Below are 20831 nucleotides of genomic sequence, written 5' to 3'. Positions count from 1 at the left end.
CTCCCGCGCGGAGCGCATCCCTAGCTCTCCAATGGCGCTTGCGTGATAGTTTCCGTGCCATCAACAACATCCGTGTAAAAACAGGTCCGGCGTCCCGTGTGGCAGGCCGCGCCAATCTGGTTGACCGTGACCAAAAGGCAGTCACGGTCGCAATCAATGCTGAAATTAACCAGTTCTTGCGTATGGCCGCTGGTTTCGCCTTTGATCCAAAACGCCTGCCGCGAACGGGACCAATAGGTCACCCTGCCTGTCGCAAGCGTCTTTTCGACCGCGGCAGCATTCATCCAGGCCATCATGAGGACTTCGCCTGATGTGGCATCTTGGGCGATCGCGGGGATCAATCCTGCGTCGTTATAAGTGAGGTTAGTTGGGTCAAAAGTCATGGCGGCCCCCTTTGCATCCGGCTGTTTGGACCCTATCTAGGGGGGACCGTACGGAAGGGCAAACACTGTGTCAGCAGAAACAGATATGATCAAACTCTATTCTGGGCGGATATTGGCGCTGGCTGCTGATATGCCCCGCACAACCCGGCTTGAAGCGCCCTCCGCGACCGCAAAAAAACGCGCACCACTGTGCGGATCGACAGTGACCGTGGATGTGCAAATCGTGGGTGACATTATCACAGATTACGGCCAAGACGTGAAAGCCTGCGCCTTGGGTCAGGCGGCTGCGGCTGTGGTTGGGGCAAATGTTGTTGGGCTGTCGCCGGCGCAGGTCCAGGCGGGACGCGACCAATTGTTTGATATGCTCAAGAATAGCGGGCCGCCCCCCGCTGCCCCGTTTGGCGATCTTGCGGTGCTTGAGCCTGCCAAAGACTACAAAAACCGCCACGCGTCGATCTTGCTTGCCTTTGATGCGACTTTAGACGCGCTCAACGCCGTCCCCGCATAAAAAACCGCCGCACATCCGGGACAGGATGGCGGCGGCAAAGTCTTTGCAACGCAAGATTTGGTCAATTCCATCGGGAGAGGCAAAACCCCGGTCAGGATATACGACAGGCAGGTCATTCAGTATTGCATCGGTGGGACAGCGCAAACTGAGGGCAACCAAACCCTACGTTACATAGGCAATCAGATTAGTCCGGGCAGGGACAATCCGACATACAACATGATCATCAAAGCAATAACACCAAGCGCATCGGCCAAGATTGTGTCACGGGATCGGACAATAACGTCTTTGATTTCCTTGGCCATCTTGTTGCTCCTTTGTTCTGTTGCACCTTTGTTCTCACACCGTTAACCCTGTGTAAAGAACTTTTTAAGAACATTTGAGAACAAAATAGTTAACCAACTGAAATTAAACGAATAGCTTTGTCTTGTTCCATCAGCCAAAGCAGGGTCCGCGCCGCCTGCCCGCGTGTTGTTTCAAGTGTCGGGTCATCGTTCAGCAGCGCACGCGCATCTGTTTGCGCGGTGGCCATCAGCGCGGTTTGCCGTTCCAAATCGGCAATCCGAAACCGTGGTAACCCCGATTGCGCCGTGCCAATCACATCGCCCGCGCCCCGCATCGCAAGATCCTCTTCAGAGATTTTGAAGCCATCCTCGGTCTCGCGAAGTATTTCAAGACGTCGTTTACCCGTCTCACTCAACGGGGCCTGATACAGCAACAAACAGGTCGATGCGGCGGCCCCGCGCCCGACCCGCCCGCGTAGCTGGTGCAATTGTGCAAGCCCAAAGCTTTCCGCGCGTTCTATCATCATGATAGAGGCATTTGGCACGTTGACGCCAACTTCGATCACGGTCGTCGCAACCAGCACCTTGGTTTCTCCGGCGATAAATCGGGCCATTGCGGCATCTTTTTCGGCGGGTGGCATTTGGCCATGAACCAATCCCACGACGCCTTCGCCCAATGCGGCGCGCAACTGTTTGAACCGTTCTTGCGCGGCGGTCATATCGATAAACTCGCTTTCCTCGACCAAGGGGCACACCCAATAGGCCTGGCGCCCCTCTGCCACGGCATGGCGCAGCTTTTCGACAACCTCATCCATGCGTGAAGTCGACACCAACGCAGTCTGTACCGGTTTTCGGCCAGGCGGTTTTTCATCCAAAACCGAGACATCCATATCGCCATATTGCGCCAGCGCCAGTGACCGTGGGATCGGCGTGGCCGTCATCACCAGTACATCTGTCGATGCACCTTTGGCCCCTAGTTCCATGCGTTGCGACACTCCAAACCGATGTTGCTCATCAATGATGGCGAGACGTAAGTCATTGAAAATGACGTCCTTTTGAAACACAGCATGGGTGCCAACAAGAATTGCGATCTCTCCACTGGCAAGCGCTGCGAGCTTTTGCGCGCGTTGCTGACCCTTGTCGCGACCAGTCAAGATTTCCAGCCTAATGCCTGCATCCGCCGCAAGCGGTTGCAAACCTTCGAGATGCTGACGCGCCAGAATTTCGGTTGGGGCCATCATGACCCCCTGCCCGCCAGATTCGACCACCGCGAGCAAAGCCATAAATGCGACCAGCGTTTTGCCCGACCCAACATCCCCTTGCAACAGGCGGTTCATCTTGAATTGGGATCCGAGATCGGCGTTGATTTCTGCGATTGCGCGGGTCTGCGCGGCAGTCGGGCGATACGGAAGCAAGCCCAATACTTTCTTGGATAAAGCGCCAGTGCCCTGTGATGGCACACCCTTTGCGCGTCGGATCACCGCCCGCGCTAAGGCAAGCGTTAACTGATGCGCAAGCAGTTCATCATAGGCTAATCTTTGTCGCGCGGGATCATGCGGGGATAGGTCTGTCGCCGATTTGGGGCTATGGGCCGCCGCCAGCGCATCATGCCAATCGGGCCATTTTTCGCGCTTTTTCAGCGCGGGATCGATCCATTCAGGCAAAGTCGCTGCCATCGCGCGCGCAGAGCGGGTCGCCCGGTACATTAGCTTTTGGCTGATTCCAGCATGCAGCGCGTAAACCGGTTCAAATGCGGGAATTTCTGTGGCCTCTTCCAAGGTAACCACATGATCGGGATGAACCATCTGCGCGATACTATCAAAAATCTCGAGCTTGCCAGACACCACGCGTTTTTGCCCGGTGGGCAGTAATTTTTGCAAATAATCGCCGCGCACGTGAAAATACACCAGCTGAAAAGAGGTTTGTTCATCCGTAACGTTGACCCGATACGGTCGCCCCCGCGTTTTTGGCGGATAGTGTTCACCGATCGTGACCGCAACAGTTGCCACTGCGGGCGCGACAACTTCGCGGATAGAGGCACGGCGATGGCGGTCAACGCCGGACAGAGGCAGGGTAAACAACAGATCGCGTGGCTTGTTTATTCCTGCGCCGTCGAAAATCTGCGCAGTCTTGGGGCCGACACCATCCAATTTGGTCAATGCCCCAAAAAGCGGAAAAAGGATTTCGGGGCGCCCTGTCATGCGTCGCCGATCAAGGTTAACCAATCGTCTTCATCCATGGTTTGGACACCCAAATCGGCCGCCTTCTTCGCCTTTGATCCTGCACCAGGACCCGCGACCAGAATGTCAGTCTTTGCGCTGACCGACCCCGATACCTTTGCGCCAAGCGCTTCTGCACGCGCTTTTGCCTCGGCACGGGTCATTTTTTCAAGCGTTCCGGTAAACACGACAATTTTGCCAGCAACCGGGCTATCGCTGCTGGCCGCGACCGCATCTTGGACTTCTAGTTGCGCGACCAAGGCGTCAATCGATGCGCGCTCTGCCTCTTGTTGCATCGCCGTGATCAAGGATGTCGCCATAACCGCGCCGATGCCATCAATGCTGGTTAATGTGTCCCAAGCATCGCCCTCACCGATTTGGGCCTGTGTCATGGCAGTTTCAAACGCGTCCCAGCGTCCGTAATGGTTCGCGAGCAGGCCTGCAGAACTGTCGCCGACATGCCGAATACCAAGCGAATATATCAGACGTGAAAGCGCGATTTGTCGTTTGCTATCAATCGCATCAAAGAGCTTATTCGCGCTCGTTTCGCCCCAGCCGTCGCGGTTCTTAAGTTGCTGAAGCCCGTCGCCAAACCGCGCACGCAAGGTGAAAATATCGGCGGGTGTCTCCACCCATCCGTCTGCGTAAAACTGTTCGACTTGTTTCGCACCCATGCCTTCGATATCGAACGCGCCCCGCGATACAAAATGGCGTAATTTTTCAATGGCTTGCGCGGGGCATATCATCCCGCCCGTGCAGCGGCGCACAGCGTCACCTTCTTCGCGGATCGCAGCAGATCCACATTCGGGACAGTGATCCGGAAACACAAAGGCCGGCGCATCCTTAGCCCGGCGCGACAGATCAACATCCTTAATTTTGGGGATAACATCGCCCGCGCGGTAAATTTGCACCCAGTCACCGGGCCGAATATCGCGCCCTTCACGGATCGGTTGCCCGTCACCATCGCGACCAGCGATGTAATCTTCGTTGTGCAAAGTTGCGTTTGATACGACGACGCCGCCAACTGTGACCGGCGTCAGCCGCGCAACGGGTGACAATGCGCCAGTGCGCCCCACTTGAATATCGATCCGTTCCAACCGTGTCCACGCGAGCTCAGCCGGGAATTTATGCGCGATCGCCCAACGTGGCGTTGTTGACCGAAAGCCAAGACGATGCTGGAGACCAAGGTCGTTCACCTTATAGACCACCCCATCGATATCATAACCAAGCGTGGCGCGCTGCTGCTCAATTTTTTGATAATGCGCAATCATCGCTGCGGGATCGCTGCATATTTGTGTCAAAGGATTGGTTGAAAACCCAAAACTTTGCAGCCGCGCAATCGCGTCTGATTGTGTTTGCGCCAAAGGCGCAGAAAGATCACCCCATGCATAGGCGAAAAACCGAAGCGGTCGCGCCCTTGTGATGCTGGCATCTAGTTGGCGTAACGATCCGGCAGCGGCGTTACGCGGGTTTGCAAATGTTTTGGCACCCGCATCTGATTGGCGGGCATTGAGCTCCGCGAAATCTTCGTGGCTCATGTAAACTTCGCCGCGCACCTCTAGCACGTCAGGCGCGCCGCTAATCTGATGCGGGATATCGGAGATCGTGCGCGCGTTTGCCGTCACGTTTTCCCCAACCTCACCATCGCCGCGTGTCGCAGCCTGAAAAAGATGCCCGTTCTCATAACGCAAAGACAGCGATAGACCGTCAATTTTTGGCTCGGCTGTATAGGCCAGGCCGATCTCATTTTCGCGACCGAGGTATTTACGAACCCGTGTATCAAAATCAAACACGTCATCGTCACTAAATGCGTTACCCAACGACAACATGCGGACAACATGTTTAATTTTACCGAATCCGTCCGCCGGGGCTGCACCGATTTGTTCGCTGGGGCTATCGTCGCGCTTTAGCGTCGGGAACGCCGTTTCGATGGATTTGTTGCGCTGTTTCAGGTGGTCATAGTCAGCGTCAGAGATGTCAGGGGCGTCAGCGCCATGGTAAGACTTGTTCGCCGCACGCAATTGGGTCGCAAGCCACGACAGTTCTGCCTTGGCTTGTGCATTTGTAAGACTTTCGACAGGTGCTTGCAGCGTGGTCGGCGTTTTCTTGGTCACGAGGCCCCCCAGAATTTCACAGCCAGCCTGCGCTGGTAACCGGTGTAATTCTTAGGCAACCCAGCCGATAACGTCCAGTACCGAAGCGCCCCAAACCTGGTCAATCAGATCCGTGAGTGGTGGAAGATACCTGTGTTAGGCGCTAACCGCGATGGGTTCGGACTGCGCGACTGGATCTGGATCACGCAATACATAACCGCGGCCCCAGACAGTTTCGATATAGTTTTCGCCATCGGTTGCTTCACTTAGTTTTTTACGCAGTTTGCAGATGAAGACATCGATAATCTTGAGTTCAGGTTCGTCCATGCCCCCATAGAGGTGATTGAGGAACATTTCTTTGGTCAAAGTTGTGCCTTTGCGCAGGCTCAACAGTTCGAGCATCTGATATTCTTTACCCGTGAGATGGACCGCAGTTTTCCCGACGTTAACTGTTTTCGCGTCCAGATTAACTGCGATTTGACCTGTTTTGATGATCGACTGCGCATGGCCTTTCGACCGCCGAATGATCGCGTGAATACGCGCGACCAATTCTTCGCGGTGGAACGGCTTGGTCAGATAGTCATCTGCCCCAAAGCCAAACCCTTTCAGCTTACTTTCGGTGCCATCATCACCTGAAAGAATCAAAATCGGGGTATCAATGCGGCTGAGCCGCAGCTGGCGTAGGACCTCATGCCCATTCATGTCAGGTAAATTCAGGTCAAGCAGGATCAAATCGTAGTCGTATAGCTTCGCGAGATCGATCCCCTCCTCCCCTAAATCCGTCGCATAGACGTTCAAATTGGCATGGGTCAGCATTAATTCAATGCTTTTGGACGTTGTTGGGTCATCTTCAACCAGCAAAACACGCATTCGGGATTCTCCGCTTTCTCGTTTATAGCGTTAACCTAAACCGCGAAAGGTTAACCACCCGTTACCAGTGATTACGTTATCTCACTTCAATCTAGGGTTGTCTATACTGTTGAAGTGCAGTTGTCTTTAGCGCTGCTTCACCGTGCTGCGCGACCGCATTTTCCCATTCACTGAATTCTTCTTCGGACAGCCCATACCGTTCGAGCGCATCTTTGCGCGGGATCAACCCCCCTGATACCGCCCGGACAACAGCCGCTTTACGCGATGCCACCCAGCGCCGTGTATTTTCGGGTGGCAAATCTGCCCGGGTCATAATCGACCCGTCTGGCAACGTGATTGACCGTGGTCCTTCTACTTTTCTAAGATACATCATGCACCCCTTTCGGTTACTCCCGACAGCGGGTATGACGCCAAGGACTTAATGATCCGTATAACCTGCCCTTGAGAGTACGGCGCATTTTCCTATATTTCATATCGAACTTTACCCAATTGGACACGTTATGCCCCTTGATTCGCCGCTCAACTCGCTCGGATTTGCAATGCCCCCCGCTGAAACGCGGGTTGTTGTGGCCATGTCCGGTGGGGTCGATAGCTCTGTTGTTGCCGCGCAGCTCGCTGAAGAAGGCTATGACGTCGTTGGCGTGACCTTGCAGCTTTATGATCATGGTGCGGCACTGGCCAAAAAAGGGGCGTGCTGTGCGGGGCGCGATATTCATGATGCGCGCCGTGTGGCTGAGGAAATGGGTTTCCCGCACTATGTGCTTGATTACGAAAACACATTCCGCGAAGCCGTGATTGACGAATTCGCAGATAGTTATCTTGCAGGTGCGACCCCTGTGCCTTGCATTCGCTGCAATGAGCGGGTGAAATTCAAAGACCTACTTGAAACAGCCAAGGATTTGGACGCCGATTGCATGGCGACAGGCCACTATATCCAGCGCCAAATGGGCACCCAAAAAGCAGAGCTGCATTCTGCCGCTGACGCCAACCGTGACCAAAGCTATTTTCTGTTTTCCACAACGCAAGATCAGCTGGACTACCTGCGCTTTCCGCTTGGCCATTTGAAATCCAAGGATGAAACCCGCGCGCTCGCCACAAAATACGGGCTAAGCGTCGCAGATAAGCCTGACAGCCAAGATATTTGCTTTGTCCCCGATGGGAACTACGCCAAGCTGATCGAGAAACTGCGCCCGGGTTCTGCTGAACCCGGCGATATTGTCGATACAAACGGCTCCGTTTTGGGCCAGCACAACGGTGTGATCCACTATACCGTTGGGCAGCGCCGCGGGCTGGGCATCGGCGGACTGGCTGATCCGCTTTATGTGGTGAAACTAGATGTTGATAAAAAGCACGTCATCGTTGGCCCGCGTGAAATGCTCGCCACCCGGCGCGTGCCGATCCGCGAGGTGAATTGGCTGGGTGACGGTGGCTTTGCCGATATGAAAGAGCGCAATATCATGGTGCGGGTGCGCTCCACCCGGCCACCAACAGATGCGGTCTTGCGCCCAATTTCAGCGACCGAAGCCGAGGTTGAACTACTGGTCGCGGAACAAGGCGTATCCCCCGGACAAGCCTGTGTTTTCTACGATCCCGATAGCACACGTGTTCTGGGTGGTGGGTGGATTTGGCGCGGGGCCTAGTAGCTCCAATTCAGAGGATGGCAGGGGTTAACCCTGCCAATCCGATTTATTTGTGGCACTTGCGATAGGCATTTAATCCACCTGCAATGAACTTTGCATTTTTATAGCCCATATCGCGTAGCGTCGCCGCTGAGAGAACACCACGGTTGTAAGCGTTGCAGTAGCACAGAATTGTTGTATCGAGATCGCTGATCTCGCCTTCGATGTTCATCTCAAGCTTGCCGCGACTAACATTGATGCCGCCGGGAATATGGCCTGCATCATGTTCCTCTTTATCGCGAATATCGAGAGCGACCGCACCCTGCGCTATCAGCTGATCGACGTCTGCGGGCTGGACCTCATCGACTTTTTTGCGGGCAGTATCAGCCAAGGTTTGAAATTTTTCAGTATATGCCATCTACGCGATTCCCATCTGGTTCGGTCATTTGCCAAATGTTTAGCGATTGGCCCAAATTAGTTTGGTGATTTTGTCACAAAAAAATGTGCCGGGCCGGACAAAATGAAGGGGCCTATGTGATATAAGCCCCCTCTTAGACAAACGCCGATAATCAATATGCGCGCGTGGGATCAGACACTAAGGTTTGATCATAACCTTGCCTTTGCGGCCCGGCGTGACCGCAGCTTTCATCGCCTTGGTGACATCATCAATCCCGTAAACGCCGCCGTCGGTCAGGTCCAATTGGCCCGTTGCGGCAAGTGTCACTAATTCGGTGATCAGGCGCTTACGGTCATCCGCAGGCATATCGCTGCTGACCCGTGATCCCCAGAAACCTTTGACTGTGATATGCTTGAAAATCAGCGTGCCAGACGACAGCGTGAGCGGCGCGCCAGTTGCCGTGCCAAAAACGACCAACTCGCCATTCACGCCCAGCAGGTCGCATAGATCTTCGGCCAATGCGCCCCCAACTGAATCAATCGCCGATACAGCGCCGGGATCACCAATGATCACGCGCGCGGCGTCTTTCCAATCCGCGTCCGCTGTCACGACCACGTTTTCGATGCCAAGATCAGTTAACTCCTGAGCGGCCTCTGCGCGGCGAACAAGATTCAGCAGGTTGATCCCACGTGCCTTTGCCAGCACCGTCATGATCTTACCCACCGCCCCATTGGCAGCTGTCTGAATGATCCAATCGCCTTCTTTTGCTCGTAGCGTTTCTAGCAAAGAAATTGCGCTGAAAGGCATCGCAATCAGCTGGGCGCCCAAAGTGTCGGAAATCATATCAGGCAGTGGCAGCACGCCTGCGGCTGGGGCCGTGAAATATTCTGCCCATGTGCCATGTACGCCCGCAATCGCGACGCGTTGGCCAATCATCGCCTCATCAACGCCTGCGCCGACGGCCTCAATCACACCCAAAGCCTCTGATCCACCAATTGCGCCGGGAAGTTTGGGCTTATAGCCATAGTCGCCACGCACGGTCCAAAGATCATGGTTATGGATGGGGGAAAGGGTGGTTTTCACCAAAACCTCGCCCGCGCTGGGTGCGGGGGTGGTCACATCGGCCAGTTTCATAACCTCGGAAGGTTCGCCGAATGTATCATGGATAGCTGCGCGCATGCTGTGGTCCTTGTTATTTATCATGAGGTTAGGATGTACGTAATCCGCCGCATCGCTGCATTCAAGAACCAGCCCACCGTCAATTTAAAACTAATAAATAATGCAATCTCTCTCGAGAGACGACGATTTGCAATTTTGCCGCTAAATGCAGTGCCTCGGCGTCGTGCATTCCCTTATGGTATGACAATGTCCTTGTCAGAGTCTTAGGCTTAACGAATACGTTACGGGCCTTGGTGCGCACAGGCAATAAAATCAGACACCGATGTTTGAAGGTTTTGCCATTCATTCAGGTATTCACGCGGGTACCACATGCGCACATCGATGCCGCTCGCGCGGAAATTCTGATAGCAGCTATGATTTAGGAAAGCTGGATTATTCGAACAGCTAATTATCGATGCAGGCTGGCCGTTCTGGTCGCGCGCCACAAAAACGTCGTTACGCACTTGAGCACCACTCCGTGGCAAAAGCGTGGCCAGATTAAAGTCAGCTTCAATCTCATAATAGGCCGACATATCACGCCCATCGCCAGTACGCATTAATGACGCTATGATCGGAAGCGCCTCGTCCATGCTGACGTAATCGCTGAGCACAAAATTGAAGTATTCTTTCCGGCCTTCTCTCAGCAAATCGGCGGTATCTTGACGCGAAACAGGTGTGAAGTCAGCGACCATCATGCGAAAAAGTTGCGCGCGATGCTCAGAACCATCGACCCGGTCGAACACATCCTCGAAATACACTTCTGGCACGGTCAACTGATGCCGCACATCTTCTAGCCGCATGTACAGCGTCTGGGTGACAAATTCAGTCTCTGTCTGAAAAAGATGGCAGGGATCAGGTGGTGTATCTGCGGTGGCACTTTTGGCAAAGATAAGCCCGCAGACGGCTAATACTCGCGCAACTGAGCGTTGGATCGGTCTCATCATATTTCCACGTTTTTTAACAATGGCTAGGTCGAGCCACAAATGGCAGGTAAGCGTAAAATATGGTGAAAAACAACTGGCAGAAAACCGTGCAGCCCGCTACCCAGAGACCATGATTTACAATTCTGCCTCTGAATGGCGCGCTGCGCCGCAAAAACGTGTCTTACTGTTCGCGATGTCGGGCTTGGGGAAAACCTATCTCTCGTCGATGCTCCGCGCGCAAGGCGACTGGTTCCACTATTCTATCGATTACCGCATTGGGACCCGGTACATGGGCGAACTGATCGCGGATAATGCAAAGCGCGAAGCGATGAAAGTGCCGTTCTTGCGCGATCTTTTGCGGTCGGATAGCATCTATATCGGGTCGAATATCTCTTTTAACGACCTAAAGCCGATGTCGTCTTATTTGGGTAAACCGGGTGATCCGGACCTTGGCGGGCTGCCGTGGGATGAATACACCCGACGTCAGGATCAGTTCCAGCAGGCGGAAATCGCGGCACTGCATGACACGGGGCATTTCATTGAACGGTCGTATGATCTTTACCAATATCCGCATTTCATCTGCGACACGGGCGGATCGATTTGCGAATGGGTGGATGCGGCAGATCCCAATGATCCGATCTTGACTGACCTCGCATCTAAAACGCTGATGGTCTGGATCGAAGGATCGGATGCGCATACCGCCGAATTTGTACGCCGGTTCGACCGTGAACCCAAACCGATGTCATATGATCCCGTGTTTTTGCTAAAGACATGGAACGCCTATTTGGATGAATTTGGCGTGGCCCCAGACAAGGTGAACCCGGATGATTTCATTCGCTGGGCTTTTGCAAAGGCATTGGCGCACCGTCAACCGCGCTACCGGGCGATGGCCGAAAAATGGGGCATCACCGTGCCGATGGACGCCGTGACAAAGGTCAAAGACGCGGAGGGATTTGTTGGCATGATCGCTGACGCACTTGAGATGCGCAGGTAAGAGCCCTATTTCTTAACCCTGCTGCTTTAGGACGACCATTATGCCGATTAAACTGCCCTCTGCTCTGCCCGCCTTTGACGTTTTGTCACGCGAAGGTGTGAGCGTCATGGCTGAAGAACAAGCCGCCCGACAGGACATCCGCCCGCTGCGGATTGCTTTGCTGAACCTGATGCCCAAGAAAATTCAAACTGAAAACCAGTTTGCGCGGCTGATTGGGGCGACCCCATTGCAGATCGAATTGACCCTGATCCGCATGTCGGAACATCAGACAAAAAACACCGCAGCGGAGCATATGGAAGAATTCTATGTGCCCTTTAGTGAGGTGCTTGACCAAAAATTCGACGGGCTCATCATCACCGGCGCGCCCATCGAACATATGCCCTTTCAGGATGTGACCTATTGGGAAGAACTCAAACAGGTTTTCGCGTGGACACAAACCAATGTGCATTCCACCTTTGGCGTGTGTTGGGGCGGCATGGCGATGATCAACCATTTCCACGGTGTCAAAAAACACCTCTTGGATCACAAGTTTTTTGGATGCTATCGCCACCATCTGAATGAAAACACATCACCTTATTTGATGGGGTTTTCAGATGATTGCGTGATCCCCGTCAGCCGTTGGACTGAAATGCGCCAATCTGAAATTGACACAGCCCGCGGTCTAACCACATTGATCAGCAGTGACGAGGCTGGCCCCTGTCTGGTTGAAGATCCGGCGCACCGCGCGCTTTATATCTTTAACCATTTCGAATATGACAGTGAGACGCTCAAGCAAGAATATGACCGCGACGTCGCGGCGGGTACGGCGATTAATGTTCCGCTGAACTACTACCCAAATGATGACCCAAAGCAAAAGCCGCTGAACCGTTGGAAAAGCCACGCACATCTTTTGTATGGGAATTGGATTAACCAAATCTACCAGACCACCCATTTCAATCTAGATGATATTGGATCCTAGTGTTTGGTCCCAACGTCTGGGCGTCGCGCCGTTCATACCGAAAAATCGTTTATTGCGCGGCGTGAATTGCACTTAGGCGCACAAATCTCCATATATATAACAAGAGAGTATCGGGAGAGTTTCAATGGAATTGCCATTCGATGGAGGCATTAGCGCATTTTACCGCAATCAGGCCCCCGATACGGTCAAGAAAGCGATCAAATCCGCGGGTAAATCCGATATTCTCAATCCCGATTATCCCTATGATACACGCTGGGACAAAAACGACTACGAAGATGCGCTTGCCGCGCTTCAGATCGAATTGGTGCGCATGCAAGCATGGGTGCGCGATGCCGGGCAGCGGATCGCGATTGTTTTCGAAGGCCGCGATGCGGCGGGCAAAGGCGGCACCATCAAACGGCTGCGCGAAAACCTGAACCCGCGTGTCGCCAATGTGGTTGCCCTATCAAAACCCACCGATGTTGAGGCAGCGCAATGGTATTTCCAACGTTACATCGCGCATCTACCCGCAAAGGGGCAAATTACGATTTTTGACCGCAGCTGGTACAACCGCGGTGTCGTCGAACATGTGTTTGGCTTTTGCACACCAGAACAGCGCGGCCGCTGGTTTGGTCAGGTGCCCGCCTTTGAACAAATGCTGGTCGACGAAGGGATCACGTTGATCAAAATTTGGCTCAATGTCGGGCAACCCACGCAATTAAAACGGTTTTTGGACCGTGAGAAAGACCCGCTTAAGCAGTGGAAACTTAGCAGTATTGATGTCAAAGGCCTGTCCAAATGGGATGCCTATAGCGCTGCAATTGATGAAACGCTGACCCGCACACATAGTGATACGGCCCCTTGGACCATTGTCCGCTCTGACGATAAACGGCGCGCGCGGGTGCAGACCATTCGCAGTATTTTGCACCAATTGGACTATGCCCGCAAAGATGCGGATGCGGTTGGGCCGATTGATACGAAAATCGCAGGAGGCCCTGATCTCTGGCATGTCTAAACGCGGGTATCATCACGGCAATCTGCGCAAAGCCCTGATTTCAGGCTGTTTGACGTTGATTGAAAAGCGGGGACCGACCGGGTTTACGCTGTCGGAAGCGGCCCGCGAAGCAGGCGTAACCCCCGCCGCCGTGTACCGCCATTTTGATGGGCGCGAAGATTTGATCGCCGCCGCCGCGCAGCAGGGCTATGAAATGTTTGGCGACGCTATGGAAATTGCATATGGCAATGGTCAGCCGTCAGACTTGGCAGCGTTTGAACGCACAGGCCGCGCCTATCTGACGTTCGCGCGCGATCATCCGGGTTACTATATCGCGATGTTTGAATCGGGTATTTCAATGCACCGCTCACCGGACCTTCATGCGGCGGCAACGCGCGCGATGGGCGTTTTGGAAAAAGCCGCCGAGGAGCTTGGTCAACACATTCCCGCCGATCGTCGCCCGCCCCCACAGATGTTTAGCGCGCATATCTGGGCGCTGTCGCATGGCGTTGTTGAACTTTTTGCCCGCGGCAATCCCGGTTCAAAAAGCCCATTTTCACCCGAAGACCTGCTGGAAAGCGGGATTGGTATTTACCTGCGTGGCCTTGGGTTGCTTGACGCGGATCAATAGGAGTTTCCGATGGATGGATCGCTTGCGATTATTTTTCTGATTACCAGCCTCACCGATATGGGGTTAAACGACTGCCGGACGGATGGGTGCTTGACGCAGGATACCGCCACAGCCCGGCTTTCGTTCCAAGTTGCGGATATGGAATTCCAAGAAGAGATCATCAGCGAAGAAGTCTATTTCGGTTACGATATGGATCGACGCTATGGCCCGTTTCAACCTACATTCGGTGCCTCAATCGGCAGCAATGGCGCAACGTGGGTTGGCGCGGGTTTCAAATGGACAAGTGCAGACGCGATTGACAGCCCGTTCTTTATTGAGACATCATTGATGCCCGGCTATTATCACCGGGGTGATGGGCCTGATCTGGGTGGCAACCTGCATTTTCGTTCGGCCTTTGGCATTGGTTACGAATTTGATAGCGGGGCAACGCTTTCGCTGCACTACGACCACCGATCCAACGCAGATACCCAAGATTTAAACCCCGGGCTTGAAACAATTGCCCTGCGCTATGCGGTCGTGTTGCGCTAATTAGACGGGCTTTTCGGATTGCAGCATGGCTGCTGCAATGTCTTTGTCACCACGTTGATGTAATGCGTCAGCGACGCCGTTGATGTCATCCGCAGATTTATTTTGGCTCAGCTTTGATTTTGCGAAGACGCGCCCAATGTCGATCTGGAATGCGACAATTCCATCAAGCATCTGCGCCATATAGTCCGGCGGTGCATCCGCCATTTTCCACGCCTGCGCCTCATTTGTTGCCTGCTCATGCGTCTTGGTCAGCCGCCCAACCGCAGCGATCTTGGATTTCATATCGTGTTGAAAAGAGATGCGACCATGCATCTGCACCGTTTCATAGTTCCACGTGGGCACAACCTTATGGTCGATCGATTTAGACGGGTACCAATTTGGAGAGACATAGGCGTCACCCCCTTGAAAGATAACCAAAACATCCGCGCCATTCGGCACAATACGGTGCATATCATTTGCAAGCGCAAGATGCCCGACAAGCGTCGTTTCATTGACAGCAAGTAACGGCAGCGGGTTCGCAACAAGCCCCTGATCCGTATGCGCCACGACTTGCGCAAGCGGGTGCGCCGCGATCATCGCCGCAATCGCAGATGGATCGGTTTCTTGAAAATGTGCAGGAATATACATCTTCGCCCTCATGTCGGTTGTGGGTATCCCAAAAACAAAAAAGGGCAGTCGCGAAACTGCCCTTTTCCAAAAATAGTCTCGGTTGCGATTAACGCTTCGAGAATTGGAAGCTCTTACGGGCTTTTGCTTTACCGTATTTCTTACGCTCAACAACGCGGCTGTCGCGTGTAAGGAAGCCAGCGGCTTTCAGGGCCGCGCGCAGGGACGGATCGTAAAGTTGCAGGGCTTTGGAAACACCGTGCTTCACAGCGCCAGCTTGACCAGAAAGACCGCCACCTTTGACAGTCGCCATGACGTCAAATTGACCAGTTACGCCAGCAACCGAAAACGGCTGTGCGAGGATCATTTGCAGAACGGGACGTGCGAAGTATGTGTTCATATCTTTGCCGTTCACGGTGACCTTACCAGAGCCTGGCTTGATCCAAACGCGGGCAACCGCGTCTTTCCGTTTACCAGTCGCATAAGAGCGGCCCAGCTCGTCACGCACAGGTTCGCGCGGTGCAGCAACCTCAACAACAACTTCAGCAGCTTCAGCAACTTGGCCCAGCTCTTCGAGAGAATTCACTTGATCAGACATTACGCAGTCCTCGTGTTCTTTTTGTTCATGGACTTAACGTCCAGAACTTCTGGCTTTTGGGCTTCCATGCCATGCTCTGTGCCCGCGAATACACGCAGGTGAGTCATTTGCTGGCGGGACAGTTTGCCACCGGGCAGCATGCGCTGGACGGCTTTCATGACGACGCGCTCAGGGTGCGCACCTTCAAGAATCTCGGCTTTTGTCTTTTCTTTGATCCCACCGGGGTGACCAGTGTGCCAGTAATATTTTTCATCACGCTTGTTGCCAGTCATCTGAATTTTTTCAGCGTTGATGACAATCACGTTGTCGCCCATATCCATGTGCGGCGTGAAGGATGGTTTGTGCTTGCCGCGCAAGCGCATAGCGATGATCGACGCAAGGCGACCCAAAACAACGCCTTCAGCGTCGATCAGGATCCATTTCTTGTCGATATCCGCTGGGGTAGCGGTAAAGGTTTTCATATCTCACCAGAAGTTTGGGGTGGCACAAGGCCACAGTCATTCGGATTGGGGTGTTATAGAGAGGTTCGCAACGCAGTCAAGCGCTGCGAGGGTTAATTATATATTCAAAAACAATAGCTTACAAATTAGGTATTATTTTACCCCAACTAAATCGCGATCCGTTCTGGTGGATGATCAAGCAAATCGCGCAAGCATTCCATTGCTTTCACGAAATGCGCATGCGGCACCAGCCCATTCACGGCGATGCGCACCGCGTGTACTGATCGACTTTCGCGCAACGCAAAATCATCTGCCGATTTGATCAAGATCCCTGCGGCTTCGGCGGCCTGACAAAACTCCCCTGCCCGCCAACCTATCGGGAGCTCAAGCCATAAAAACGGTACCGTGGCGGAGTGGCGCATTTCGTAGCCATCAAGGATACGCACGGCGGCGGAAATGTCCTTGCCGATGCGATCTTTCACCCGATCAACAACAGTATTAATTTCTGGGTGGCCCATGATCGCGGCGTAAAGATCCGTCACCATCCGCGTCACGCCAAACGATGAAAAGGTTGCCGTTCGGGTGAGTGCCTTGCTCCAGCCTTTGGGGGCTACGGTAAACCCTATACGCAAGGAGGCCGTGATCGATTTCGACGGCGAGGTCAGATACCAACCCAACCCCGGTAGCAGTGCGCGATAGCTCGGGCCGATCCGCCTTGTGTTCATCAACCGGTAGCAATCATCATCGATGATATGCACACCATGCGCGCGCGCAAGCGCCGCAATTTCCACTCGCCGCTCGGGCGTCGTTTGTTTGGCTGTGGGGTTGCTCACTTCGGCGGAGGTGCAGAAAACCTGAACCTTATGGGTCTTAATTGCGGTTTCAAGCGCGCTGACAAGCGGCCCGTCCTCATCCCATGGGATACCCACGACCTCAGCACGGCAAAGCACGCCAGCGGATCGAAACCCACCGTAGCTCAGCTCATCCACTGCAATCACCGGGTTCGTGCCAGTCAGAATGCTTTGTAAGATCATGACAATCGCATTTTGCCCACCATGGCTGGTGACAATGTTATGAATGTCAAAGGCGCCAACCTGCTCAGGATCAAGCGTCGCGGCAAAGGCTTCGCGCGCAGGGAGATCTGTATCGCGCGTCGGGTAGCGCAGGAACATGTCTGGTGCAGTTGTGTCCGCCAAAATATGCATGGCTTCGCGGATCATGTTCGCCTGCCCTACGTCGGGCATTTTTGGGCTCAGCAGATGTGCCTGACCATCACGATCAAGCGCAGGGTCGAAGAATCGATCCGCTGAGGGCAAACTGCGCACAGGGGACGGCTTTGCTTTGGCGACAAAGGTCCCACGCCCGACGCCTGCCTCAAGCAAGGATTCATCGATAAGCAGCTTGTAGGCCCGCGCAACGGTCCCCGGTGTCACACTGACGCGGTACGCCAAATCGCGCACCGGTGGCAGCTTTTCACCCTCAGCAAGCTGACCAGAGGCAATCCCCTCGCGGATCGCATGCGCCAACGCCTGATATTTGGACCGCCCCGCGTCAGCGAGATTTGGCTGCCAAATTGTATCGGTTACAATCATTTTCTAGACCCGCGCAAAAACACTTTGTATCAATTCAATTACAGCAAGGCACGATATTGTGTCAATACAATTTAAGGAACATACCCATGTCATACGCGCTCCCAGCGGCGCAATTCGCCGCACTTAGTTCACCATCAAGCATGCCTCTCGCGGCACGTATTGCGGTTCGCTTTGCAGTGGCCGTGACGCAATGGGAAACGCGGCGCAAAACCCGCAAGCATCTCAAGGCGCTTCCCGCGCATTTGTTGAACGATATTGGTTTGGATTCAGCAACCGCCAAGGCGGAAGTGATCAAACCTTTCTGGCAAGCCTAACACGTTTGCATCTTCCTGACTGGGCCGGAAATTCTCCGGCCCTTTTTTTGTGCAGGATGATTACAGCCTGTAGATACCGCTGAACTTCTCTTCGAGATAATCCAACAATGGCGCTTCGCTTGGCATTGTACCCGTTGCATGCGCGATTGTATCGGTCGGCGTGCGCAGACCGCCGAATTGTTGCAGGTTTTCGCGCAACCAAGATGTTGCCGCTGACGTATCCCCTTGGGCCAGATCATCATCCAAATCCGGAACCGCCTTGCGGAGTTCCGCATTCAAACACCCAGCATAAACATTGCCCAGCGTATAGGTCGGGAAATAGCCAAACAGCCCTTCGGACCAATGCACATCCTGCAAGACCCCATTAGATGGGCGATCAACCGCATAGCCAAAATCAGCTTTGAACCGGTCGTTCCAAGCGGCCTCTAGATCATTGACCGCTAGATCCCCAGCAATCAACGCGCGTTCAAGATCAAAACGAAGCAGTACATGCAGGTTATATTGCACCTCATCGGCCTCGGTGCGGATAAACCCGTCGCTGACACGGTTCACGGTGGCGTAAAACGCATCCTCATCCGCAATGCCAAAATCTCCGAAAGCGTCGCGCATTTGTCCATAGACCCAGCCAGTAAACGCGCGGCTACGCCCCAATTGGTTTTCATAAATCCGGCTTTGGCTTTCATGCACCCCCATCGACACACCCGCACCAAGCGGGGTCAGAAGGTGTTGATGATCAATACCCTGCTCGTAGGCGGCATGGCCAACTTCGTGAATTGTCGAATAAAAACAGTTGAATGGATCTGTGGGATTTGTGCGCGTGGTGATCCGCACATCAAGCCCAGAACCAGATGAAAACGGATGCACGGCCTTATCGATCCGGCCATTCCCAAGGTCGTAGCCAAAAGCAAGCGCAAGCTTTTCAGATAAGGCAAGCTGAGCCGCCTCATCAAAACTGCCGGACAGCTGCGCAGGCGCCGGGCGGTCCAAAATGGCCGCGCGCAAGTCCACCAGCCGCGGACGTAATGCATCAAACATCGCACCAAGGCTGGCCCCTGTTGCACCCGGCTCGTAATCATCAAGCAACGCATCATAAGGGTCAGAATTACCAGCGATCGCAGACGCCTCTTGCTTGCGCAAATCAACGACTTTTTGAAGCATTGGCAAGAAACTCGCAACATCCTCATCCGCGCGGGCCTGTGCCCAAGTGCGGTGCGCCAGCGACGTCGTTTTCGCCAATTCCGCAGCCAAACTGGCAGGCACTTTGGCTGTGCGTTCAAAATTGCGTTTGATATGGCGAAGGTTTGCCGCGGCGATATCATCAGCAGGCTCTGCCTCTTCGAGCCAATCCCCTACGCGCGGATCGATCCGTCGCGCGTGTAAGATATTCGCCATCGCACCATGTTCTTCGGCGCGTTGGGGCGTGGCCCCTTCAGGCATCATGGTTTCTTGATCCCAGCCAAGCCGGCCCGCAACCTGCCCTAAAGCTTCGGTTTCACGCTGAAATTGCATCAAGTCATCATATGCGGTCATTTATTTAGCCTCGGACAGATTGTGAAATAGGGTATTGTGACAGAAAACGTGCGCGCAGTATCAACATCCACAGCACAACAGCGCCAACCTGATGCACAATCGCGATATGCCACGGGGCAGAGTAGATCACCGTGAAAATGCCCAGAACCATCTGCAAAAACATCATACCGATCACCCCGTGAAAGGCTGCCCGGATTTTACGGTTTGCCGATTTGCGGGCGCGCATGAACACAAACAATCCATAGGCAAACAACAGGTATCCCGCCATCCGGTGCATGAATTGCACCAGCCCATCGTTTTCAAAGAAATTGCGCCACAGCGGTTCAATATCAAAGGGCTGCGGCGGCAAGAATCCTCCGGCCATCAATGGCCAGTCAGGATATCCGCGCCCAGCGTCGATTCCGGCGACCAGCGCCCCAAGGATAATCTGCACAAAGGCAAAGACGACCAACGCAGTCGCTAGCCGGACCATCCGCGCATCCGTCGCCCGGCGCGCCTGCATCAAATCGGTCTGCGCGCGCCCAAACCGCAGCGCATAGACCATCAAAAGGCCAAGGATCACAAAGGCGAGCCCAAGATGCGTCGCCAAACGGTAGGACGCCACATCAAGCATCCCCGCACCTAGCCCAGATGACACCATCCACCAGCCAATCGCGCCCTGCACCCCAATCAGCGCACCGATGCCCAATAACCGACCCGTCCAACCTGTCGGGACTTTGCGCAAGCCCACAAAAGCCAAAAACCCAACGGCCCAAACAAGCCCGATCAAGCGACCAAGCTGGCGATGGCCCCATTCCCACCAATAGATGGATTTGAATTCCGACAGGGTCATGCCCTTGTTTTGTAGCTGATATTCCGGGATCTCTTGGTATTTCGCAAACTCAGAGTCCCAGGCTTCTGCATTCATCGGGGGGATGGCACCGGTGACGGGTTTCCATTCGGTAATGGCAAGTCCGCTATCGGTCAAACGGGTCAAGCCGCCGACGGCAATCATCACAACTACCAGTGCCATCAACGCAAAAAGCCATGCCCGGATTGCGGCGCGCGCACCCTGCCCTGAGCGGTCAATCGCGCCGGGGGCTGCCACCTGTTTGGGGGTGTCGCCGACCTCTTCAAAGATGGAACGTTTTGTCGCCATGATATTGGCCTCCGAGAAAGTAGCTTAGATGGAACCTAGGTGCCGTACAGGCAGGGTGCAAGCAGCCCGTAGGGTGGA

23 protein-coding genes are annotated in these 20831 nt (G+C 54.1%); 8 read left to right on the top strand and 15 right to left on the bottom strand.

What is annotated here, in order from left to right:
* Positions 1 to 20: 20 nt before the first annotated feature.
* Positions 21 to 383 (bottom strand): phosphoribosyl-AMP cyclohydrolase, encoded by a 363-nt coding sequence (gene hisI, locus Yoon_RS08385; protein ID WP_238111690.1) that lies wholly within the window; start codon positions 381 to 383, stop codon positions 21 to 23.
* A gap of 67 nt (positions 384 to 450) precedes the next feature.
* Between hisI and Yoon_RS08380 the strand changes: the two genes are divergently transcribed.
* A complete protein-coding gene (locus Yoon_RS08380) occupies positions 451 to 891 on the top strand; it encodes an iron-sulfur cluster assembly scaffold protein (protein WP_238111689.1) in 441 nt (146 codons plus the stop codon).
* A 179-nt stretch (positions 892 to 1070) separates the two neighbouring features.
* On the opposite strand, the gene Yoon_RS17920 is transcribed toward Yoon_RS08380, so the two are convergent.
* The 5 genes from Yoon_RS17920 to Yoon_RS08360 all read right to left on the bottom strand — a co-directional run bounded on the left by Yoon_RS17920 (position 1071) and on the right by Yoon_RS08360 (position 6724).
* Positions 1071 to 1193: a hypothetical protein gene (locus tag Yoon_RS17920; RefSeq protein ID WP_255698728.1), complete on the bottom strand. Its 123-nt coding sequence runs from the start codon at positions 1191 to 1193 to the stop codon at positions 1071 to 1073.
* Positions 1194 to 1282: 89 nt separating this feature from the next.
* Positions 1283 to 3373, bottom strand: coding sequence for an ATP-dependent DNA helicase RecG (recG, locus tag Yoon_RS08375; RefSeq protein ID WP_238111733.1), 2091 nt, complete (start codon positions 3371 to 3373; stop codon positions 1283 to 1285).
* Positions 3370 to 5505 carry an NAD-dependent DNA ligase LigA gene (ligA, locus tag Yoon_RS08370; protein ID WP_238111688.1) on the bottom strand — a complete coding sequence of 712 codons (2136 nt, stop codon included), beginning with the start codon at positions 5503 to 5505 and terminating at the stop codon, positions 3370 to 3372. The genes recG and ligA overlap by 4 nt, the downstream gene beginning before the upstream one ends.
* A gap of 135 nt (positions 5506 to 5640) precedes the next feature.
* Complete coding sequence (ctrA, locus tag Yoon_RS08365; protein WP_238111687.1) at positions 5641 to 6354, bottom strand: response regulator transcription factor CtrA; 714 nt, start codon at positions 6352 to 6354, stop codon at positions 5641 to 5643.
* Between the two features lie 91 nt (positions 6355 to 6445).
* Positions 6446 to 6724 carry a DUF1153 domain-containing protein gene (locus Yoon_RS08360; protein ID WP_238111732.1) on the bottom strand — a complete coding sequence of 93 codons (279 nt, stop codon included), beginning with the start codon at positions 6722 to 6724 and terminating at the stop codon, positions 6446 to 6448.
* 130 nt (positions 6725 to 6854) lie between these two features.
* Here Yoon_RS08360 and mnmA point away from each other — a divergent pair, with 130 nt between their 5' ends.
* Positions 6855 to 7994: a tRNA 2-thiouridine(34) synthase MnmA gene (gene mnmA / locus Yoon_RS08355; RefSeq protein ID WP_238111686.1), complete on the top strand. Its 1140-nt coding sequence runs from the start codon at positions 6855 to 6857 to the stop codon at positions 7992 to 7994.
* A 46-nt stretch (positions 7995 to 8040) separates the two neighbouring features.
* Here mnmA and Yoon_RS08350 read toward each other — a convergent pair whose 3' ends face one another.
* The 3 genes from Yoon_RS08350 to Yoon_RS08340 form a co-directional block, all read right to left on the bottom strand.
* The gene (locus Yoon_RS08350) at positions 8041 to 8391 is read right to left on the bottom strand and encodes a rhodanese-like domain-containing protein (RefSeq protein ID WP_238111684.1); all 351 of its coding nucleotides are present in this window, start codon (positions 8389 to 8391) and stop codon (positions 8041 to 8043) included.
* Between the two features lie 177 nt (positions 8392 to 8568).
* Positions 8569 to 9549: a zinc-binding dehydrogenase gene (locus Yoon_RS08345; protein ID WP_238111682.1), complete on the bottom strand. Its 981-nt coding sequence runs from the start codon at positions 9547 to 9549 to the stop codon at positions 8569 to 8571.
* Between the two features lie 221 nt (positions 9550 to 9770).
* On the bottom strand, positions 9771 to 10472 hold the full coding sequence (locus Yoon_RS08340; protein ID WP_238111681.1) for a hypothetical protein: 702 nt from the start codon (positions 10470 to 10472) through the stop codon (positions 9771 to 9773).
* A gap of 109 nt (positions 10473 to 10581) precedes the next feature.
* Between Yoon_RS08340 and Yoon_RS08335 the strand changes: the two genes are divergently transcribed.
* The 5 genes from Yoon_RS08335 to Yoon_RS08315 all read left to right on the top strand — a co-directional run bounded on the left by Yoon_RS08335 (position 10582) and on the right by Yoon_RS08315 (position 14535).
* Positions 10582 to 11445, top strand: coding sequence for an ATPase (locus Yoon_RS08335; protein ID WP_238111731.1), 864 nt, complete (start codon positions 10582 to 10584; stop codon positions 11443 to 11445).
* A 40-nt stretch (positions 11446 to 11485) separates the two neighbouring features.
* Positions 11486 to 12403 (top strand): homoserine O-succinyltransferase, encoded by a 918-nt coding sequence (gene metA / locus Yoon_RS08330; RefSeq protein WP_238111680.1) that lies wholly within the window; start codon positions 11486 to 11488, stop codon positions 12401 to 12403.
* Positions 12404 to 12527: 124 nt separating this feature from the next.
* Positions 12528 to 13397 (top strand): polyphosphate kinase 2, encoded by an 870-nt coding sequence (gene ppk2 / locus Yoon_RS08325; RefSeq protein ID WP_238111679.1) that lies wholly within the window; start codon positions 12528 to 12530, stop codon positions 13395 to 13397.
* Complete coding sequence (locus Yoon_RS08320; RefSeq protein WP_238111678.1) at positions 13390 to 14007, top strand: TetR/AcrR family transcriptional regulator; 618 nt, start codon at positions 13390 to 13392, stop codon at positions 14005 to 14007. The genes ppk2 and Yoon_RS08320 overlap by 8 nt, the downstream gene beginning before the upstream one ends.
* A gap of 9 nt (positions 14008 to 14016) precedes the next feature.
* Positions 14017 to 14535: an acyloxyacyl hydrolase gene (locus Yoon_RS08315; RefSeq protein WP_238111677.1), complete on the top strand. Its 519-nt coding sequence runs from the start codon at positions 14017 to 14019 to the stop codon at positions 14533 to 14535.
* Here Yoon_RS08315 and Yoon_RS08310 read toward each other — a convergent pair whose 3' ends face one another.
* The 4 genes from Yoon_RS08310 to Yoon_RS08295 form a co-directional block, all read right to left on the bottom strand.
* Complete coding sequence (locus Yoon_RS08310; RefSeq protein WP_238111676.1) at positions 14536 to 15162, bottom strand: FMN-binding negative transcriptional regulator; 627 nt, start codon at positions 15160 to 15162, stop codon at positions 14536 to 14538.
* A gap of 88 nt (positions 15163 to 15250) precedes the next feature.
* On the bottom strand, positions 15251 to 15739 hold the full coding sequence (rpsI, locus tag Yoon_RS08305) for a 30S ribosomal protein S9 (protein ID WP_113776679.1): 489 nt from the start codon (positions 15737 to 15739) through the stop codon (positions 15251 to 15253).
* On the bottom strand, positions 15739 to 16200 hold the full coding sequence (gene rplM / locus Yoon_RS08300; RefSeq protein ID WP_113776680.1) for a 50S ribosomal protein L13: 462 nt from the start codon (positions 16198 to 16200) through the stop codon (positions 15739 to 15741). Before rplM ends, rpsI begins: the two co-directional genes overlap by 1 nt.
* Positions 16201 to 16346: 146 nt before the next feature.
* On the bottom strand, positions 16347 to 17771 hold the full coding sequence (locus Yoon_RS08295; RefSeq protein ID WP_238111675.1) for a PLP-dependent aminotransferase family protein: 1425 nt from the start codon (positions 17769 to 17771) through the stop codon (positions 16347 to 16349).
* Between the two features lie 86 nt (positions 17772 to 17857).
* On the opposite strand from Yoon_RS08295, the gene Yoon_RS08290 reads away from it, so the two are divergent.
* The gene (locus tag Yoon_RS08290; protein WP_238111674.1) at positions 17858 to 18085 is read left to right on the top strand and encodes a DUF1127 domain-containing protein; all 228 of its coding nucleotides are present in this window, start codon (positions 17858 to 17860) and stop codon (positions 18083 to 18085) included.
* Positions 18086 to 18145: 60 nt separating this feature from the next.
* Here Yoon_RS08290 and Yoon_RS08285 read toward each other — a convergent pair whose 3' ends face one another.
* Together Yoon_RS08285 and ctaA are read right to left on the bottom strand one after the other, a co-directional pair.
* Entirely contained in the window at positions 18146 to 19615 is a 1470-nt protein-coding gene (locus Yoon_RS08285; RefSeq protein WP_238111673.1) for a carboxypeptidase M32, read from the bottom strand.
* Between the two features lie 4 nt (positions 19616 to 19619).
* A complete protein-coding gene (gene ctaA / locus Yoon_RS08280; protein ID WP_238111672.1) occupies positions 19620 to 20753 on the bottom strand; it encodes a heme A synthase in 1134 nt (377 codons plus the stop codon).
* Between the last annotated feature and the right edge of the window lie 78 nt (positions 20754 to 20831).

It is taken from the genome of Yoonia sp. I 8.24, assembly GCF_022096995.1.
In the GTDB taxonomy this organism is placed as follows: Bacteria; Pseudomonadota; Alphaproteobacteria; order Rhodobacterales; family Rhodobacteraceae; genus Yoonia.
Note: the sequence above shows the minus strand (reverse complement) of the source record. Positions and strands in the feature narration are given on the sequence as shown.

Excerpts from the sequence above, each read along its gene's own strand:
- Yoon_RS08345 (WP_238111682.1), bottom strand. The coding sequence starts at position 9,549 with ATGCGCGCAGCTATCCATGATACATTCGGCGAACCTTCCGAGGTTATG.
- recG (WP_238111733.1), bottom strand. The coding sequence starts at position 3,373 with ATGACAGGGCGCCCCGAAATCCTTTTTCCGCTTTTTGGGGCATTGACC.
- hisI (WP_238111690.1), bottom strand. The coding sequence starts at position 383 with ATGACTTTTGACCCAACTAACCTCACTTATAACGACGCAGGATTGATC.
- Yoon_RS08285 (WP_238111673.1), bottom strand. The coding sequence starts at position 19,615 with ATGACCGCATATGATGACTTGATGCAATTTCAGCGTGAAACCGAAGCT.
- Yoon_RS08290 (WP_238111674.1), top strand. The coding sequence starts at position 17,858 with ATGTCATACGCGCTCCCAGCGGCGCAATTCGCCGCACTTAGTTCACCA.
- Yoon_RS17920 (WP_255698728.1), bottom strand. The coding sequence starts at position 1,193 with ATGGCCAAGGAAATCAAAGACGTTATTGTCCGATCCCGTGACACAATC.
- rplM (WP_113776680.1), bottom strand. The coding sequence starts at position 16,200 with ATGAAAACCTTTACCGCTACCCCAGCGGATATCGACAAGAAATGGATC.
- Yoon_RS08335 (WP_238111731.1), top strand. The coding sequence starts at position 10,582 with ATGATTTACAATTCTGCCTCTGAATGGCGCGCTGCGCCGCAAAAACGT.
- ctrA (WP_238111687.1), bottom strand. The coding sequence starts at position 6,354 with ATGCGTGTTTTGCTGGTTGAAGATGACCCAACAACGTCCAAAAGCATT.
- ppk2 (WP_238111679.1), top strand. The coding sequence starts at position 12,528 with ATGGAATTGCCATTCGATGGAGGCATTAGCGCATTTTACCGCAATCAG.
- Yoon_RS08310 (WP_238111676.1), bottom strand. The coding sequence starts at position 15,162 with ATGTATATTCCTGCACATTTTCAAGAAACCGATCCATCTGCGATTGCG.
- metA (WP_238111680.1), top strand. The coding sequence starts at position 11,486 with ATGCCGATTAAACTGCCCTCTGCTCTGCCCGCCTTTGACGTTTTGTCA.
- mnmA (WP_238111686.1), top strand. The coding sequence starts at position 6,855 with ATGCCCCTTGATTCGCCGCTCAACTCGCTCGGATTTGCAATGCCCCCC.
- rpsI (WP_113776679.1), bottom strand. The coding sequence starts at position 15,739 with ATGTCTGATCAAGTGAATTCTCTCGAAGAGCTGGGCCAAGTTGCTGAA.
- Yoon_RS08360 (WP_238111732.1), bottom strand. The coding sequence starts at position 6,724 with ATGTATCTTAGAAAAGTAGAAGGACCACGGTCAATCACGTTGCCAGAC.
- Yoon_RS08295 (WP_238111675.1), bottom strand. The coding sequence starts at position 17,771 with ATGATTGTAACCGATACAATTTGGCAGCCAAATCTCGCTGACGCGGGG.
- Yoon_RS08340 (WP_238111681.1), bottom strand. The coding sequence starts at position 10,472 with ATGATGAGACCGATCCAACGCTCAGTTGCGCGAGTATTAGCCGTCTGC.
- Yoon_RS08350 (WP_238111684.1), bottom strand. The coding sequence starts at position 8,391 with ATGGCATATACTGAAAAATTTCAAACCTTGGCTGATACTGCCCGCAAA.
- Yoon_RS08320 (WP_238111678.1), top strand. The coding sequence starts at position 13,390 with ATGTCTAAACGCGGGTATCATCACGGCAATCTGCGCAAAGCCCTGATT.
- Yoon_RS08315 (WP_238111677.1), top strand. The coding sequence starts at position 14,017 with ATGGATGGATCGCTTGCGATTATTTTTCTGATTACCAGCCTCACCGAT.
- ctaA (WP_238111672.1), bottom strand. The coding sequence starts at position 20,753 with ATGGCGACAAAACGTTCCATCTTTGAAGAGGTCGGCGACACCCCCAAA.